This window comes from Streptomyces sp. NPDC097640 (assembly GCF_040302705.1).
Classification (GTDB): domain Bacteria; phylum Actinomycetota; class Actinomycetes; order Streptomycetales; family Streptomycetaceae; genus Streptomyces.
The window spans coordinates 334,798-351,528 of the sequence record NZ_JBEOSB010000002.1 but is presented as its reverse complement, the minus strand read 5'-3'; the positions used below and the strand labels follow the sequence as shown (position 1 = coordinate 351,528).

The 16,731-nt window shown below is 71.6% G+C and carries 13 protein-coding genes; 5 read left to right on the top strand and 8 right to left on the bottom strand.

The window, feature by feature from the left end; all coding sequences use genetic code 11:
* Positions 1–38 precede the first annotated feature (38 nt).
* On the top strand, positions 39–2,009 hold the full coding sequence (locus ABTY62_RS03665) for an APC family permease (protein ID WP_352127703.1): 1,971 nt from the start codon (positions 39–41) through the stop codon (positions 2,007–2,009).
* An 8-nt stretch (positions 2,010–2,017) separates the two neighbouring features.
* On the opposite strand, the gene kdpC is transcribed toward ABTY62_RS03665, so the two are convergent.
* The 4 genes from kdpC to kdpF are packed head-to-tail and all read right to left on the bottom strand — an operon-like array spanning position 2,018 to position 6,520.
* Entirely contained in the window at positions 2,018–2,620 is a 603-nt protein-coding gene (kdpC, locus tag ABTY62_RS03660; RefSeq protein WP_352127702.1) for a potassium-transporting ATPase subunit KdpC, read from the bottom strand.
* A 59-nt stretch (positions 2,621–2,679) separates the two neighbouring features.
* Positions 2,680–4,767, bottom strand: coding sequence for a potassium-transporting ATPase subunit KdpB (kdpB, locus tag ABTY62_RS03655; RefSeq protein ID WP_352127701.1), 2,088 nt, complete (start codon positions 4,765–4,767; stop codon positions 2,680–2,682).
* Positions 4,767–6,431, bottom strand: a complete 1,665-nt coding sequence (kdpA, locus tag ABTY62_RS03650; RefSeq protein WP_352127700.1) for a potassium-transporting ATPase subunit KdpA — start codon at positions 6,429–6,431, stop codon at positions 4,767–4,769. The genes kdpB and kdpA overlap by 1 nt, the downstream gene beginning before the upstream one ends.
* Positions 6,428–6,520: a K(+)-transporting ATPase subunit F gene (gene kdpF, locus ABTY62_RS03645; protein ID WP_311723175.1), complete on the bottom strand. Its 93-nt coding sequence runs from the start codon at positions 6,518–6,520 to the stop codon at positions 6,428–6,430. Before kdpF ends, kdpA begins: the two co-directional genes overlap by 4 nt.
* Before the next feature lie 303 nt (positions 6,521–6,823).
* On the opposite strand from kdpF, the gene ABTY62_RS03640 reads away from it, so the two are divergent.
* The 3 genes from ABTY62_RS03640 to ABTY62_RS03630 are packed head-to-tail and all read left to right on the top strand — an operon-like array spanning position 6,824 to position 10,425.
* On the top strand, positions 6,824–9,100 hold the full coding sequence (locus ABTY62_RS03640; protein ID WP_352127699.1) for a DUF4118 domain-containing protein: 2,277 nt from the start codon (positions 6,824–6,826) through the stop codon (positions 9,098–9,100).
* Between the two features lie 39 nt (positions 9,101–9,139).
* Complete coding sequence (locus tag ABTY62_RS03635) at positions 9,140–9,478, top strand: PadR family transcriptional regulator (RefSeq protein ID WP_311723177.1); 339 nt, start codon at positions 9,140–9,142, stop codon at positions 9,476–9,478.
* The gene (locus ABTY62_RS03630) at positions 9,475–10,425 is read left to right on the top strand and encodes an HAAS signaling domain-containing protein (protein WP_352127698.1); all 951 of its coding nucleotides are present in this window, start codon (positions 9,475–9,477) and stop codon (positions 10,423–10,425) included. Before ABTY62_RS03635 ends, ABTY62_RS03630 begins: the two co-directional genes overlap by 4 nt.
* 16 nt (positions 10,426–10,441) lie before the next feature.
* Here the strand turns inward: ABTY62_RS03630 and ABTY62_RS03625 are convergent, their stop codons facing one another.
* Genes ABTY62_RS03625 through ABTY62_RS03610 form a run of 4 tightly spaced genes read right to left on the bottom strand, consistent with a single transcriptional unit; the run spans position 10,442 to position 14,705 of the window.
* A complete protein-coding gene (locus tag ABTY62_RS03625; protein ID WP_352127697.1) occupies positions 10,442–11,941 on the bottom strand; it encodes an AMP-binding protein in 1,500 nt (499 codons plus the stop codon).
* Positions 11,938–12,240, bottom strand: a complete 303-nt coding sequence (locus tag ABTY62_RS03620; RefSeq protein WP_352127696.1) for a phosphopantetheine-binding protein — start codon at positions 12,238–12,240, stop codon at positions 11,938–11,940. The genes ABTY62_RS03625 and ABTY62_RS03620 overlap by 4 nt, the downstream gene beginning before the upstream one ends.
* Positions 12,241–12,270: 30 nt before the next feature.
* Complete coding sequence (locus ABTY62_RS03615; RefSeq protein WP_352127695.1) at positions 12,271–13,299, bottom strand: 3-oxoacyl-ACP synthase III family protein; 1,029 nt, start codon at positions 13,297–13,299, stop codon at positions 12,271–12,273.
* 38 nt (positions 13,300–13,337) lie between these two features.
* On the bottom strand, positions 13,338–14,705 hold the full coding sequence (locus ABTY62_RS03610; RefSeq protein WP_352127694.1) for an MFS transporter: 1,368 nt from the start codon (positions 14,703–14,705) through the stop codon (positions 13,338–13,340).
* Between the two features lie 600 nt (positions 14,706–15,305).
* Here ABTY62_RS03610 and ABTY62_RS03605 point away from each other — a divergent pair.
* The gene (locus tag ABTY62_RS03605) at positions 15,306–16,727 is read left to right on the top strand and encodes a helix-turn-helix domain-containing protein (RefSeq protein ID WP_352127693.1); all 1,422 of its coding nucleotides are present in this window, start codon (positions 15,306–15,308) and stop codon (positions 16,725–16,727) included.
* The last annotated feature ends 4 nt before the right edge of the window (positions 16,728–16,731 follow it).

The following is a 16,731-nucleotide window of genomic DNA, read 5'->3' as shown; positions in this document are numbered from 1 at the left end:
GCGGTGTGTCCGGTTCGGGAAGCGACAGGAGTACGACGATGGCCACCTCCACCGATGTGGAAGCCCCTCCGGAGGGGCCGGGGGAGAATCGTTTCCGCGCCTGGCTGCTCCAGGGTCTTTCCGAGACGGGCAAGCAGCGGCCGGGGCCGAACGCCGAGGCGGCCGAGGGCCACCGGGGGCAGCGCTGGTGGCGGGTGATGTGCCTGACCGGCGTCGACTACTTCTCCACCCTCGGCTATCAGCCGGGCATCGCCGCCCTCGCCGCCGGGCTGCTGTCCCCCCTCGCCACCCTGGTGCTGGTGGCCGTCACCCTGGCCGGCGCCCTGCCGGTCTACCGGCGCGTCGCCCAGGAGAGCCCGCACGGCGAGGGGTCCATCGCCATGCTGGAGCGGCTGCTGACCTTCTGGAAGGGGAAGCTGTTCGTCCTGACGTTGCTCGGGTTCGCCGCCACCGACTTTCTGATCACCATCACCCTCTCCGCGGCCGACGCCTCCACCCACCTCGTGGAGAACCCGCACTTCACGAGCGTTCTGCACGGCCACGAGGTGGTCATCACCCTCGGCCTGGTCGCGCTGCTCGGCGCCGTCTTCCTCAAGGGCTTCACCGAGGCCATCGGGGTGGCGGTGGTCCTGGTCGGCGGCTATCTGGCGCTCAACGCGGTCGTCGTGCTGGTCGGGCTGTGGCATGTGCTCACCGCTCCCCACGTGGTCACCGACTGGTCCCGGGCGCTCACCGCCGAGCACGGCAACCCGCTGGTCATGATCGGACTGGCCCTGGTGATGTTCCCCAAGCTGGCGCTCGGCCTGTCCGGGTTCGAGACCGGCGTGGCCGTCATGCCGCATGTCGACGGCGGCCCCGGCGACACCGAGGAGCGGCTCGCCGGGCGGATCCGGGACACCAAGAAGCTGCTCACCACCGCCGCGGTGATCATGAGTGTCTTCCTGATCGCCAGCAGCTTCATCACCACCCTGCTCATCCCCCAGGACGAGTTCGAGGCCGGCGGCCAGGCCAACGGCCGCGCGCTGGCCTACCTGGCGCACGAATACCTGGGCTCCGTGTTCGGGAGCGTCTACGACGCCGCGACCGTCGGCATCCTCTGGTTCGCCGGAGCCTCGGCCATGGCCGGGCTGCTCAACCTGATGCCGCGCTATCTGCCCCGGTACGGCATGGCACCCCACTGGGCCCGCGCCGTGCGCCCCATGGTCATCGTCTTCATCCTGATCGCCTTCCTGGTCACCTGGATCTTCGACGCCGACGTCGACGCCCAGGGCGGCGCCTACGCCACCGGTGTGCTGGTCCTGATGACCTCCGCGGCGATCGCCGTCACCATCGCCGCCCGGCGCGCCCGGCAGCGCGGCTGGACCATCGGCTTCGCCGTCATCTCCGCCGTCTTCGGGTACACCACCACGGTCAACGTCGTGGAGCGGCCCGACGGCGTGAAGATCGGCGCCTGCTTCATCGCGGGCATCATCGCCGTCTCGCTGCTCTCCCGGCTGGCCCGCGCCTTCGAGCTGCGCGTCACCGACGTGGAGCTGGACGCCATGGCCGAGCGGTTCGTCCGCGACGCCGCCACCCGCCGCATCCGGTTCATCGCCAATGAACCCGACAGCCGCGACGCTGCCGAGTACCGCGACAAGATCCACCAGATCCGGGCGGACAACGACATCCCCGCCGAGGAGGACTTCGTCTTCGTCGAGGTCACCGTGCGCGACCCCTCCGACTTCGAGTCCGCGCTGCGCGTCCATGGCGAGGTGCTGCACGGCCGCTACCGCGTGCTCACCCTCGACGGCTCCAGCATCCCCAACTCGCTGGCCGCGCTGCTGTTGCACGCCCGGGACCTGACCGGGCGACAGCCGCACATCTACTTCGAGTGGACGGAGGGCAGCCCCTTCGCCCAGTTCCTGCGGTTCTTCCTGTTCGGCCAGGGCGAGGTCGCCCCGGTCACCCGCGAGGTGCTCCGCGCGGCCGAACCCGACCGGGCCCGCCGTCCCCATGTGCACGTCGGCTGAACCGGCGCTCATCCGTGGTCGGACAGCGCGGCATTGAGTTCGACGACGTTCACCCGCTCCTCGCCCAGAAAGCCCAGGACCCGTCCCTGGACACGGTCGGAGACGAGCTTTCGCACCTTCGCCGGCCGCAGCCCGCGCGCCTTGGCGACGCGGGCGGCCTGCTGGTAGGCGTAGGCCTTCGAGATATGCGGGTCGAGGCCGGAGCCGGAGGCGGTGAGGGCGTCGGGCGGTACGTCCTCGGGGGCGACCCCGTCGAACGCGGCGATCGCGGCGCGCCGCCGCTCGACCGCCTTGACCAGGTCCGGGTTGTTCGGCCCCAGGTTGGAGGCGCCGGAGGCCAGCGGGTCGTACCCGCCCGCGGAGGGGCGGGGCTGGAACCACCGGGGGTCGGGGCGCTTCCCGGGGAGGTCGAAGGTCTGGCCGAGCAGGCTGGAACCGACGGTCCTGCCGTGGCGTTCGATGCGCGAGCCGTTCGCCTGGCCCGGGAACGCCGCCTGGGCCAGGCCGGTGACGGCGAGGGGATAGAGGACGCCGGTCACCGCGGTGAACACGAGCAGCATCCGCAGGGCGGACAGGTGGTGGCGGACCGCGAGCGGGAGGGGGCCGGGCATGGGGTCGCCTTCCTCTGTCGTGTTCCGTGTCGTCCGTCGTTCCGTGTCGTTCCGCGTCGTCAGCGGAGTCCGGGGATGAACTGGACGATCAGGTCGATGAGTTTGATGCCGAGGAACGGCAGGACGAGCCCGCCCAGGCCGTAGACCCGGATGTTGCGGCTGAGCAGGGCGGCCGCCGAGGACGGCCGGTAGCGCACCCCGCGCAGCGCGAGCGGGATCAGCGCGACGATGATCAGCGCGTTGAAGATGATCGCCGAGGCGATGGCCGAGGTCGGGCTGTGCAGCCGCATGACGTTGAGCCGGTCGAGACCCGGGTAGACCGCCGCGAACATCGCCGGGATGATCGCGAAGTACTTGGCGACGTCGTTGGCGATCGAGAAGGTGGTCAGCGCGCCACGCGTGATCAGCAGCTGTTTGCCGATCTCGACGATCTCGATCAGCTTGGTCGGGTTGGAGTCCAGGTCCACCATGTTCCCGGCCTCCTTGGCGGCCGAGGTGCCGGTGTTCATGGCCACGCCGACGTCCGCCTGGGCGAGCGCGGGGGCGTCGTTGGTCCCGTCGCCGGTCATCGCGACCAGCTTGCCGCCCGCCTGCTCGCGCCGGATGAGCGCCATCTTGTCCTCGGGCGCGGCCTCGGCCAGGAAGTCGTCCACCCCCGCCTCGTCGGCGATCGCCCGGGCGGTCAGCGGATTGTCACCGGTGATCATGACGGTGCGGATGCCCATGCGGCGCAGTTCCTCGAACCGCTCGCGCATGCCGTGCTTGACGACGTCCTTGAGGTGGATGACGCCCAGGACCCGGGCGGCGCCGTCGGTGCGCTCGGCGACGACCAGCGGGGTCCCGCCCGCCCCGGAGACCCGTTCCACGACGCCCTGGACCTCGTCGCCTGGGTGTCCGCCCTGCGTGGTCACCCAGGCGGTGACCGCCGCGGCGGCGCCCTTGCGGACCTGTCGGCGCTGGATGTTCACGCCGCTCATCCGGGTCTGGGCGGTGAAGGGCACGAACTCGGCGCGGCCCAGTTCGCCCTCGTCCCGGGCGCGCAGCCCGTGCCGCTCCTTCGCGAGGACGACCACCGAGCGGCCCTCGGGGGTCTCGTCGGCGAGCGAGGAGAGCTGGGCGGCGTCCGCGAGCTCGTCGACGTCCACCCCGCCGACCGGCAGGAACTCGGCGGCCTGGCGGTTGCCGAAGGTGATGGTGCCGGTCTTGTCCAGCAGCAGGGTGTTGACGTCGCCCGCGGCCTCGACGGCACGGCCGGACATGGCGAGCACATTGCGCTGGACGAGCCGGTCCATGCCGGCGATGCCGATCGCGGAGAGCAGCGCGCCGATGGTCGTCGGGATGAGCGCGACCACGAGGGCGACCAGGACGACGATGGTCTGCTCGGCGTGTGCGTAGACGGCGAACGGCTGGAGGGTGACGACCGCGAGCAGAAAGATGATGGTGAGCGAGGCGAGCAGGATGTTCAGCGCGATCTCGTTCGGCGTCTTCTGCCGCGCGGCCCCTTCCACCAGGGCGATCATCCGGTCGATGAAGGTCTCCCCCGGCCTGGAGGTGATCTTCACGACGATCCGGTCGGACAGCACCTTGGTGCCGCCGGTCACCGCGGACCGGTCGCCCCCCGACTCCCGGATGACCGGGGCCGACTCGCCGGTGATCGCGGACTCGTCGACCGAGGCCACCCCCTCGACGACATCGCCGTCGCCCGGGATGATCTGCCCCGCCTCGACGACCACATGGTCGCCCAGCCGGAGCTGAGCGGCCGCCACCTCCTCCTCGGCTGTGGTCCCGGCGCCCGGCCGCCAGTCGACGAGCCGGCGGGCGACCGTGGCGGTCTTGGTCCGGCGCAGCGTCTCCGCCTGTGCCTTTCCGCGGCCCTCGGCGACGGCCTCGGACAGGTTGGCGAAGACCGCGGTGAGCCAGAGCCAGACGGTGATGACCCAGGCGAAGACGCTGGGGGTCCTGACGGCCGAGAGGGTGGTGAGGAGCGCCCCGACCTCCACCACGAACATGACCGGGTTCTTGACCATGGCCCCGGGGTGGAGCTTGCGGACCGCGTCGGGCAGGGAGGTGAGCAGCTGCCGGGGGTCGAGCAGACCGCCCGTGACGCGCTGTGTCTGCGCCGGGGGTCCGGCGGTGGTCGGGGACATCAGTGCAGCCCTTCCGCGAGCGGCCCCAGGGAGAGCGCGGGAAAGTAGGTGAGGCCGACGACGATGAGGACCACGCCGGTGAGCAGCCCCACGAACTGCGGCCGGTGGGTGGGCAGGGTGCCCGCGGTGACCGGCACCGGCTGCTGCCGTGCCAGCGACCCGGCCAGCGCCAGGACGAACACCATGGGCAGAAAGCGGCCGAGGAGCATGGCCAGGCCGAGCGCGGTGTTGTACCACTCGGTGTTCGCGCCGAGCCCGGCGAAGGCGGAGCCGTTGTTGTTGGCGACCGAGGTGAAGGCGTACAGCACCTCGGAGAAGCCGTGCGGCCCGGGGTTGAGCATGGCGGCCCGCTCGCCGGGCAGCGCCATGGCCACCCCGGCGCCCACCAGCACCACCGCCGGGGTGGTCAGGATGTACAGGGAGGCGAACTTCATCTCCCGGCCGCCGAGCTTCTTGCCCAGGTACTCGGGGGTGCGGCCCACCATGAGCCCGGCCACGAAGACCGCGACGACCGCCAGGACGAGGATGCCGTAGAGGCCTGAGCCGGTGCCGCCGGGCACGATCTCGCCCAGCATCATGTTGAAGATCGTCATCCCGCCGCCGAACGGCGAGTACGAGTCGTGGGCGGAGTCGATCGCGCCGGTGGAGGTGAGCGTGGTGGACGCGGCGAACAGGGCCGAGCCCCAGACGCCGATGCGCTGCTCCTTGCCCTCCGTCATCCCGCCCGCCGCATGGCCGGCCTGACTGCTGACGCTGTGCAGCTCGCTCGCGGTCACGATCGCGACCGAGGCCGCCCAGATCAGGGCCATGACCGCGACGATCACGTATCCCTGGCGGTCGTCCCCGACCATCCGGCCGAAGGTGCGTGGCAGGGAGAACGAGATCACCAGCAGCAGATAGATCTCCAGCCAGTTGGTGAAGGGGTTGGGGTTCTCGAAGGGGTGGGCGGAGTTGGCGTTGTAGAAGCCTCCGCCGTTGGTGCCCAGCTCCTTGATGACCTCCTGTGAGGCGACCGGGCCGCCGGTGAGGCTCTGGTGGTCCCCGGCGAGGGTCGGGATCGACTCGACGCCATGGAGGTTCTGGATCGTCCCGCCCGCGACCAGCACGATCGCGAAGACGAACGCGAGGGGCAGCAGCACCCGCAGCACGATCCGGGTCAGGTCCACCCAGAAGTTGCCGACCCGGTCGGTCTTCTCGCGGGTGAAGCCGCGGATCAGGGCGGCGACGACGGCGATGCCGACGGCCGCGGAGGCGAAGTTCTGCACCGCGAGCCCGGCCATCTGCACCAGATGGCCGAGCGCCACCTCGCCCGAGTACGACTGCCAGTTGGTGTTGGTGACGAAGGACGCCGCGGTGTTGAAGGCCTGGGCCGCGGGCATCGGCTCTCTGCCCAGCGACAGCAGCAGATGGTTCTGGAGCCGCAGGAACGCGTACAGAAAGAGGACGGACACCGCGGAGAACGCGAGCACGCCGCGCAGATAGGCCGGCCACCGCTGGTCGGCGTCGCCGTCCACGCCGCCGAGCCGGTAGACCAGCCGCTCGGCGCGCAGATGCCCGGGGGCGGTCAGGACATGGGCGAGGTAGTCGCCCAGCGGCCGGTACGACAGGGCCAGCGCGGCCACCAGCGCGAGGATCTGAAGCCACCCCGCGAGGGTGCCGTTCACGAGAACTTCTCGGGGAAGAGCAGCGCCACCACGAGGTAGACGAGGAGGGCCGCGGCCACGACGAGCCCGATGACGTTCTCGACGCTCACAGCCGCTCGACCCCCCTCGCCACCAGTCCGATGACGGCGAACACCGCGACGGTGACCGCGATGAACAGCAGGTCCGGCATAGGGGCACCACTCCGACCAGTCGTGAGGCGACGCCCCTTGTTAGCGCGCCCCCGATGCCAGGCCCGAGGACCTCGACGGTGCCTCGCCGTAAATCCGGCCGATGGAGTGAGCGCGCCGCGCCCCTCGGACGCCAGGGTGTCGCCGCGAGCGCACCATGGAGGTGCGGGGCGCGTGATCGCGCCATGTCGCAGAGCCGAGAGCAGAGCCGACAGGAGTCCGCCGATGGCCCGTGGACGGTTGCGGATCTATCTCGGGGCGGCCCCCGGGGTCGGCAAGACGTACACCATGCTCCAAGAGGGCCAGCGGCTGCGCTCCCTGGGGACCGACGTGGTCGTCGGACTGGTCGAGCCGCACGGGCGGCGCCCGACGGCGGCGCTGGCGGAGGGTCTGGAGACCGTGCCCCGGCGCACCGTGGTCCATCGCGGGGTGTCCCTGACCGAGATGGACCTCGACGCGGTCCTGGCCAGGCGACCCCAGGTCGCCCTGGTCGACGAGCTGGCCCACACCGATGTGCCGGGGTCGCGCAACGCCAAGCGGTGGCAGGACGTCGAGGAGCTCCTCGACGCGGGCATCGACGTCGTCACCACGCTCAACGTCCAGCACCTGGAGTCGCTGAACGACGTGGTGCGGCAGATCACCGGGGTCACCCAGCACGAGACGCTGCCCGACGAGGTGGCGCGCCGCGCCGACCAGATCGAGCTCGTCGATCTGCTGCCCGAGACGCTGCGCCGGCGTCTGGTGCACGGCGATGTCTATCCCCCGGACCGGATCGAGACGGCCCTCACCCACTACTTCCGGGTGGGCAACCTGACCGCGCTGCGCGAGCTGGCCCTGCTGTGGCTGGCCGACCGGGTGGAGGAGGGCCTCCAGCGCTATCGCGCCGAACACGGCATCACCGCCCCGTGGGAGACCCGGGAGCGCATTCTGGTCGGCCTGACCGGCGGCCCGGAGGGCGAGACCCTGATCCGCCGCGCCGCCCGGATCACCGGGCGCACCCCCGGCAGCGAGCTGCTGGCCCTCCATGTCGTGCCGGGCGACGGGCTCGTGCGGACCGACCCGGCCGCGCTGTCCCACCAGCGCGCCCTCGTGGAGTCGCTGGGCGGCGGCTATCACCAGACCACCGGCGAGGACATCCCCGAGGCGCTGCTCCAGTTCGCGAAGGCCGAGAACATCACCCAGATCGTGCTCGGCGCCAGCCGGCGCGGCAGGTTCTCGCTGCTGCTGCGGGCGGGCGTGGGGCAGCGCACCATCCACCGCTCGGGCCCCATCGACGTCCACATCGTCACCCACGAGGCGGCGGCGGGCGCCTCCGTGCCCCGGCCGCCCCGGCCGATCCGCGGCACCGGACCGGTGCGGTACTGGTCCGCGATCGCCGGGGCCGCGCTGCTGCTGCCGCTGCTGACCCTCGTCCTCACCGCGCTGCGCGGCACCCTCGGACTGCCCGGCGCACTGGTGCTCTACATGCTCGCCGTCGTGCTGACCGCTCTGGTCGGCGGGCGCCTGCCCGCGCTGCTCACCGCGCTCGCGGCGGCCCTGCTCACCGACTACTACTTCACCCCGCCACTGCACTCCCTGAAGGTCGAGCGCGTCGTGGACATCGTCGCGCTGGTGGTGTTCTTCGCCGCCGCGTGGCTGGTGGGCACCGCGGCGGGGGTGGCCGCCCGCCGTACCCACCAGGCCATGCGCGCGACGTCGGAGGCGCGGGCGCTGAGCCGGATGGCGGCGGCCATGATGCGCGGGGAAGCCCTGCCGACCCTGCTGGAGCAGGTGCGGGAGAACTTCTCCCTCACCGCGGTCAGCCTGCTCGAACGCGATCCGGAGCACGGCCCCGAGCCCCGCTGGTACGTCGTCGCCAGCGCCGGGGCACGGCCGCCGGAGCGCCCGTACGACGCGGACGTCGAGGCGCGCGTCGACGACCGGCTCACCCTGGCCGCCCGCGGCCGCGGCCTGAGCGACGACGACCGCAGCATCCTCGCCGCGTGTGCCACGCAACTCGGCATCGCGCGCACCCGGGGCGGGCTCGCCCGGGGCGCCGCGGGGGCGGAGCCCGAGGAGCCGGGCCGGCCGCGCGCCGGAGCTCTCTATCTGCGCCCGGTCGACCTGGACGAGGCGCTGACCGCGGCGCTCGACGACCTCGGCCCCGGCGGCCACTCCATCCTGCTGCGGCTGCCGGAACGGCTGCCCGATGTCATCGCCGACGCCGCCCTCCTCGCCCGGGTGCTGGCCACCCTGGTGGCCGACGCCCTGCGCCACAGCCCGCCCGACGCCACGCCGGCCCTCACCGCCGAGGTGGAGCCGGACCGGGTGACGGTCCGGATCTCGAGGCCGACCGCCGACGACGCGGCCGGCGCGCCGGCGGGGCGCGAGGGCGAGGGCTCCGCGCTGCGGCTGTCCCGGGATCTCGTCGAGGCCATGGGCGGCACCCTGGAGCACACCACCGACGGCGCCCCCTCGGTGACGATCACGCTCCCGACCTCGGCGCCGCACCCCGGCCCGTAGGGGTGACATTAGTGTGTGCCGCACAGTATCGTGTGACGTGTGTCCGTAGAAGATCTGACCCTTGCCCAGGCTCAGGAGCTTCGCCGCGGGACGGTCGTGCTGGCCTGCCTGGCGCTGCTCCGGAAGCCGAGTTACGGCTACGCGCTCCTGGAAACGCTCAACGACGCGGGGGTTACCGTCGACGGCAACACCTTGTACCCCTTGCTGCGCCGACTGGAGAAGCAGGGCCTGCTCACCAGTGAATGGAACACCGACGAGTCCAGGCCGCGGAAGTTCTACCAGGTCAGCCCCGATGGCTCCCGGGTCCGCAGCGGCCTGGTGCGCGAGTGGCAGGACCTCGTCGCCTCGATTTCACGACTTACGGAGGAAAGTGGATGAGTACGAGTGTGCTCACCGAACGCTATGTGCACGAGGTCGTCCGGCGGCTCCCGGCCGACCAGCGGGAGGACATCGCCGAGGAGTTGCGCACCACCATCGCCGACACCGTCGAGGGGCGCGGTCCGGCCGACCCGCGCGTGGCGGAGCGCGAGGTGCTCAGTGAGCTCGGCGACCCGGTCCGGTACGCCGCTCGGTACTCGGAGCGCCCGCTCGCCCTGATCGGGCCCGACCTCTACTCCACCTATATCCGGCTGCTGGTCACGCTGTTGTGCACCGTCCTGCCGGCGATCACGTTCGGGGTCGTCGTGCTGGATGTGCTGGACGACGACGACCTGGGCGCGGCGATAGGCGGCGGCATCAGCACGTTGTTCACGCTCGGCTGTCAGATCATCGCCGTGCTCACCGTGGTGTTCGGCGTGCTGGAGCGGGTCCGCCACCGCAAGGGCGTGGTCGACGCCGCCACCTGGACACCCGACGATCTGCCCGAGGTCCGGGAGCCGGACAAGGGCGGCGTCGCGGCCTGCGCCGCGGCGGTGTGGGTGACGCTGCTGTTCGGGCTGATCGTCTGGCAGCACACCGCCGAGCCCTACCGGATGGACGGCGCGGGCGGGGACGGCAAGCGGATCGAGGTGCTCGACCCGGGACTGTGGTCGGGCTGGATCTGGCCGATGCTCGCCGGGCTCGCCGGGCTCGCCGTGGTCCAGCTGGCCCGGGTGGCTGCGCGCGGCTGGACCATCCCGCTGGCCACCGGAAACGCCGTCGCCCAGGCGCTGTTCACGCTGCCCCTGGCCTGGGTCCTCTACCAGCGGGACTTCTTCAACCCGGACTTCCTCAAGGACGCCGAGACCCTGTGGTCGTCGTCGGACCAGGCCTATGCCGGGACGGCGCTGATCGTGCTCGCCGTGGGTGTGAGCGGAGTGTTCAAGAGCTTCCGCGCGGCGCGGTGACGTTCAGCGGTGACGTTCAGTGGGCTTCGGCGGCGAGCAGGGACTCCCTGATCCGATTCCGGTCGACCTTGCCGGTGGAGGTCCTGGGCAGCGGGTCGGTCACCGTCTCGATCACGCCCGGGATCGCCGCCCGAACCGTGCGCTCCGCGCAGTACTGCCGCAGGACCAGCACCCCCACGGAGCCCGGCTCGGCGAGGCGCAGCCGCGCGTGCAGACGGTGTCCGGCCACCGGGTCGGGGAGCGCGACGACGGCGGCCTCGGCCACCGCCGGGTGCTCCAGCAGGATGGACTCGACCTGCTGGGTGCTCACCTGGAAGCCCCGCACCTTCACCATGAAATCGGTGCGTCCGAGCACGCTGAGGGAACCGTCCTCGTGCCGGGTGGCGATGTCGCCGCTGCGGTAGTAGACGAGGCCGGGGACGCCGTCCGGGTGCGGGGCGAACTTCGCGCCGTTCGGCACATTCGCATAACCCGTGGTCTGGAACGGGGTGTTGACGAGGAGCTCGCCCTGTCCTGGGCCGGTCAGGGCGCGCCCGTCCGCGCCGACGATCAGCCAGCTCACACCGGGCAGCGGGCGGCCGATCGGCAGCGGGACGCGGACGGGCCGGTCGCGGTCCACCTCGTGGAGGAAGCTGTTGTTGGTCTCGGTGCAGCCGTAGTTGTTGTACCAGCGGGCGTACGGGAAGACGGCGGAGAGGCCGGCCAGCACCCGCGCGGGCATGCTGTCACCGGCGAAGACGAGATGCCGGGCCACCTCCAGCGGCTCCTCGCCGGCCGACGCCTCCACGAGCAGTTGGAAGAGCAGCGGCACGCCCTGGATCAGCGAGACGCGGTGGTCCGCCACCAGATCGCGCAGATAGCCGGCCGAGGCGCCCCGGTCGGGGTCGGCCAGCACGACGGTGCCGCCGTACGTCAGGGTGGTCCACACATCCAGCAGGCACAGGTCGAAGTTGAGTGGCGCGTAGTTGAGGACGGTGGTGCCCTCGGCGATCCCGAAGGTCTCGGCCCCCCACGCCGTGAACCGGGTGACCGCGCCGAACGACAGGGGCACGATCTTCGGGAGGCCGGTCGAGCCGGAGGTGGTGAGCATGAAGCCGATGGCGTCGTCGTCGACCGGGGCGGGCGGCAGGTGTTCCCCGGCGTCCCCGGACACCGCCTCCGGGTCCACCACCCGGTCGATCAGCGGGCCTTCGGCCAGGCCGAGCACGGCCTGGCAGCCCGCCTGCTGGTACAGCTCCTTCGCCGGTGTCTCGGGCAGTTCGTGGGACGGCAGCAGCAGGCGGCGGCCCGCCATCAGAGCGCCCAGCACCAGGGCCACCGCCCCGGGGGACTTGCGCATCCGCAGACCCACCGGCCGGGCGGCGTCCGGGGCGGCGGTCTCCACCTGGGTACGCGCCCGGCAGGCCATGGCGTACAGCTCGCCGTAACCGACCGCGCGGCCCTCCCAGATGAGTGCGGGGACGGTGGGCCGGGCGGCCGCGTGGCGCGCGAACTCCGTCACGAACGTGCGGGTCATGCCCGCCCCTCCCCGGCCGCCGCGCGCTCGGCCGTGATGCGGATGGCGCGCACCGAGCGGAAGCCCCGGGTGGTCAGCGCCTCGTCGGGGACGGCGACGCCATGGCGGTCGGCCAGCCATGCGGCGATCCGCAGCACACCGAGGCTGTCGATCACGGCGGTGGCCAGCAGGTCGTACTCCGCGTCGAGCTCGGCCGGGTCGACGCCGGGCAGAAACCGCTCGACGACGAAGGCGGCGATGTCGTCCTCGGAGACGGCGGGCGCGGTCGCCGGAGCGTCGGCGTGGGGCTGTGCGGGCATGGGGTTTCCCTCCACTGGTCGCTGACGTCCTCACACCTCGATGAGCGTGCAGAACCAGTGCATGCCCGGCGCTGCCACACCCACGAGGGCCACCAGATCCCCCGGCGACACCTCTCCGGCCTCGAGGTGCCGACGCAGACAGATCAGCTGGTCGGCGGCGCCCATGTGGCCCAGTTCGCGGGCGAGTCCGGCGTTGGTGCGCTCGATGGGGAGGCCGACCGCCTCGGCGGCCTCGCGGATCGTCTGCTGGTTGTCGTTGAGGTAGATGAGGCGGGAGAGCTGGGTGCGGCCCTTCCCCGCGCGGGCGAGGGCCTGGTCGACCACGTCCGCGATCCGCCCGCTGATCTCCTTCATGAACACCTGGAAGCGCTCGGGGTCGCGGCCGAAGTGGCGGAAGATCCCGGCCATCGGGTCCGCGTGCAGATCGGCCCGGCCCGCGGGCGGCAGCGGAGCGGCGGAGCCGCCGAACTCGACGCGGAAGAAGTCCGCGTACTCGGGGTTGGTGAAGTGGGCCGAGGAGAGCCGCCGCAGGCGTGGATGGCCACGCCGCAGCACGGCCGCCACGGCGCCGTCGCTGGCGATCGCGCCGTTGAAGTCCATCCGGTTGGTGTGCGCCTCGCTGGCCACATTGACCAGGGCCACCAGCACGGTGTCGGTGTCGGCCGAGAGGGCCATCGCGCCCGCCGCGTGGTCGAGCGCCACCGACCAGGCGGCGCACACCTGGGTCATCAGCACGGTGGGGGTGCCATAGGCGCCCAGCGCCCTGGCCACGGCCGCCGAGGAGTCCCAGCCCAGGTACTCGGGGATGTCGGAGTGGCCGACGACGATCAGGTCGATGTCGACGATGTCGAGCTCCGCCTCGGCCAGGGCCGACCTGGCCGCCTCGGCGGCGAGGTCGGTCGCGGTGACCCCGCCGGCCACCCGGTGGTAGGTCTCGTACCCGAGGGTGCCGACGACCTCGGGATCGGGTACGTACTCGGCCGCCGTCCCGGCCACACCACGGCGTTCGCCGAAGGCCGTGCCCGTCACGACGATGCCCATCTCCACTGAAGTGGCCACGTGTTGTCCCTTCGCTCCCACGGTGGGTGTTCACCGCTTCAGGGTCGAGCCCCGGCGTGCGGGTGATCGGGTTCGGGTTCGGACGGACGGCCGGCCGCCGGGGGCGGGGCCGGAAGTTCGGCCACCTCGGCCAGCGGGACATCCAGAACGCTCAGTTGGCGCCGGGCTGTGTGCAGCGCGATCGCCAGCAGGGCCATGGCCACGGCCAGGATCAGCACGGCCGCCTCCACCCCCAGGGCGTCGGCGAGGACCCCGGCCGCCAGCGGGCCGATCCACTGCATCGCCTGGAAGAAGAACTGGCCGGTCGCGGCGACCCGGCCCAGATACGCGTCCGGGACCAGCCGCACCTCGTACGACTCGATCACGACGTTCATCGGCACCATGCTGGTCATGCCGAACATCAGCACCAGGCCGATCTGCCACGGCTGGGGCACCAGCGCCACGACGGCGAAGGACGCCACGAAGACCCAGGCGGACAGCAGCAGAACCCGCCGCGCGCCCAGCCTCCGCATCAGCCACGGCCCCGCGACGGCCCCGATGACACCGCCGACGACCGCGAGCGAGGTCGCGACGCCGACCGCCGTCGGCCCGCCGCCGCGGTGCCGCACCAGCACGATGAACAGAAGGGTGAGCCCCTGCGCCACGGTGTTGAGCAGCGCCCCCCACGCGAGGGTGAACACCAGGTAGTCGCTGCGTCTGATCAGGCGGAAGCCGTCTCTCATGTCCGCGGCCAGACCGGTCCGCCGCTCGCTGTCGGCGCGCCGGTCCGGGCCGAGGGGGCGGCGGATGAGGAGCGAGCTCAGGGTGATGAAGACGAAGGAGACGGCGTCGAAGAGGAACGGGATCCAGCGGGCCATGGAGTACAGCAGCCCGCCGAGGGGGGCGCCCACGAGCTGGACCACCATGTCGCGGCCCATGCTCTGCGCGGTCGCGTCGGCGATCTGCTCCTTGGGAACGATCCGGCGCAGCACCGGCGTCGAGACGCCGATCTTCAGCCCGGCGGCCAACCCGCCGACCAGCGCCAGCGCGTCGAGCGCCAGGACCGATGGATCGCCCCGGTACACCAGCAGCGCGACGGCGGCCATCGAGGCCGCCTCGGCCAGGGGGACCAGACACAGGATGGCGCGGCGCGACACCCGGTCCGCCAGCGCTCCGCCCACCGCCAGGGTGGCGAGTTTGCCGAGCATGTGCAGGACGGTGATGGTGCCCGCCTGCGTCGCCGACCCGGTGGTGTAGAGCATGAGCAGGGGGAAGGCGAGCGTGGAGACGCTGGTGCCCAGCGTGGACAGGCCGTTCCCGGACCACCAGTACAGATAGTCGCGGTCGCGCCACAGCGACGGCGGGCTCCCCTGAGCGCTCTGTGTCTCCTCGGCCTTCTCGGGCCCCTCGGGACGTGACCGCGCCATCGTCTCCGCCCCCCTGTCCGTTCACCGTGTCGCCCGTCCGGGCCTGCGCAGTGGATCTCGCGCAGCATGCTGGTCGATGCGTCACGACGCGGGCCAGGCAGTACACCGGCAACTCACGGGGGAAATTGCCGCTCGTCGAGGGGGCAACGAAGGGAGCGCCGGGGAATGCGACTCTGCGATGGCGAACGAATGTTTTGGGAGCGCGGAATGCCGGAATGCCGAGATGTCGGGGCGGCGGGATGTCTCGATACAGCCGCATCGGCGGATTTGTCAACTAGTGGACAAGTGGCGCCTTCCTGTCAAGGCTACCACTCCCACTCGGGCGAGTTGTCGAGTAGGGTCCGGTTCTTGCCACACCGGAACACCCTGGAAGTCGCGCCAATTGGAACGATCCGATGTCACGCGGTCCGTGGTTCGGATTCGGTGCCCCTTGCTGCCCTTCACGGGGACGTCGTCATTGCGTGCGTGTGACTTATCGGGTTCCCGCGCATGCACAAGCGGGGAAGCGGGCCCATCCTTCGGGCCCCGGGTCAACGGGTGGCGCACGGTACGAGATGCGCAGGGGCAGCGCATGTGTCATCGCTAAGGGGGATTAACTCAATGGCAATTCCGAATGACTTCATGTCGTTCGACAGGACCGACACTCATCAGCTGCGGGACTTTCTCCTCAGTCAGCGCAGGATCTCCGGCTGGACGCAGGAGGAGCTCTCCGAGCGCTCCGGTGTCAGCGTGCGGACGATCCGTAATCTGGAGACCGGCTCCAATACCAACCCGCGCAGAACGTCGGTCGCACTGCTGCTCAGCGCCCTGGGCGCGGGGCCCGCCCCGCTCCCTGAGGCGGCTTCCTGGGGCGGTGACGACATGACGGTGGTGCCCGACCAGCACCAGCACGCGCAGCCGCACCGCACGGCCGAGCTCTCGCCGTGGCACGGCCCCCGGCCCCTGGGCGATCCATTAGTGGGCAGACAGACCGATATGCGCCACATCCTGGCTTCCGCGCAGCGCAGCCGGCTGGTCGTGGTCACCGGGCCCGGCGGTGTGGGCAAGACGCGGCTGGCCCTCGCGGCGGCGTCCCGGCTGCGCCCACTGTTCCGCGACGGGGTCGCGGTGGTCGAGTTGCACGACTGCCCGCCCGAACACCTCGACCCCGCTTACGCGGGAGCCGAGTTGACGCGCGTCACACGGGAATTCACCAACGAATCGGAATACTTGCCACGAAGGGTGCACAGCGGGCGAAGACTGCTCATCCTGGACGGCGCCGAACACGTCGCGCAGCAGACCGCCCGTCTCGCACGGCAGTTGCTCGACGAACATCCCGGGCTCCATCTGCTGGTCACCTCGCGCCGCGCGCTGGCCGCCAGCGCGGCCGAGACCTGGGAGGTCGAGCCGCTGCGCGTGGACGGGCCCAAGGGCCGCGACATGCCGGTGCCGAGCGCGGTGGAGCTTCTTCTGCGCCGGGTGCAGGCCGGGCTGCCGACCCTGGATCTCGCCCATCACCTCCCGATGGTCACCAGGTTGTGCCGGCTCCTCGACGGCGTACCGCTGGCCATCGAGATCGCCGCCCAGCGGCTCAGATCGCTGCCGCTGACCTCGCTCCTCCAGGAGGACACGCTCTTCCATCTGCTCGACCAGGCCGACACGGGGGGCCTGAGCGCCCATCGCACGCTGTCCGACAGTGTGCGATGGAGTTACGACCTGCTCCCCGCACCGCACCGGCAACTGCTGCGCGACCTGGTGGCCCTGCCGGACGGCTTCACGCTGGACGATGTGCTGACCGCGCAGCCGAGCCGCCGCCCGGACCTGGTGCGGGTGGCGCATCTGCTGGCCGAGCTCGTCGACGCCTCGCTCGTGCAGACCCACCGGGAGCGGCAGTACACCTACCGCGTGCACGCGCTGGTACGGCATGTGGTGACACAGCTGGAACGGCAACACCCCCAGCACACCGCCGCGTCCGCCGACGCCGGCACCGCCCGGTCGGCCGAGCCGCTGCCCCTGGGCCGCGCCGGCCGGCCCGCCGCCTGACCGG

Excerpts from the sequence above, each read along its gene's own strand:
- ABTY62_RS03665 (WP_352127703.1), top strand. The coding sequence starts at position 39 with ATGGCCACCTCCACCGATGTGGAAGCCCCTCCGGAGGGGCCGGGGGAG.
- ABTY62_RS03605 (WP_352127693.1), top strand. The coding sequence starts at position 15,306 with ATGGCAATTCCGAATGACTTCATGTCGTTCGACAGGACCGACACTCAT.
- ABTY62_RS03620 (WP_352127696.1), bottom strand. The coding sequence starts at position 12,240 with ATGCCCGCACAGCCCCACGCCGACGCTCCGGCGACCGCGCCCGCCGTC.
- ABTY62_RS03630 (WP_352127698.1), top strand. The coding sequence starts at position 9,475 with ATGAGTACGAGTGTGCTCACCGAACGCTATGTGCACGAGGTCGTCCGG.
- kdpC (WP_352127702.1), bottom strand. The coding sequence starts at position 2,620 with ATGCCCGGCCCCCTCCCGCTCGCGGTCCGCCACCACCTGTCCGCCCTG.
- ABTY62_RS03625 (WP_352127697.1), bottom strand. The coding sequence starts at position 11,941 with ATGACCCGCACGTTCGTGACGGAGTTCGCGCGCCACGCGGCCGCCCGG.
- ABTY62_RS03610 (WP_352127694.1), bottom strand. The coding sequence starts at position 14,705 with ATGGCGCGGTCACGTCCCGAGGGGCCCGAGAAGGCCGAGGAGACACAG.
- kdpB (WP_352127701.1), bottom strand. The coding sequence starts at position 4,767 with ATGTCCCCGACCACCGCCGGACCCCCGGCGCAGACACAGCGCGTCACG.
- ABTY62_RS03640 (WP_352127699.1), top strand. The coding sequence starts at position 6,824 with ATGGCCCGTGGACGGTTGCGGATCTATCTCGGGGCGGCCCCCGGGGTC.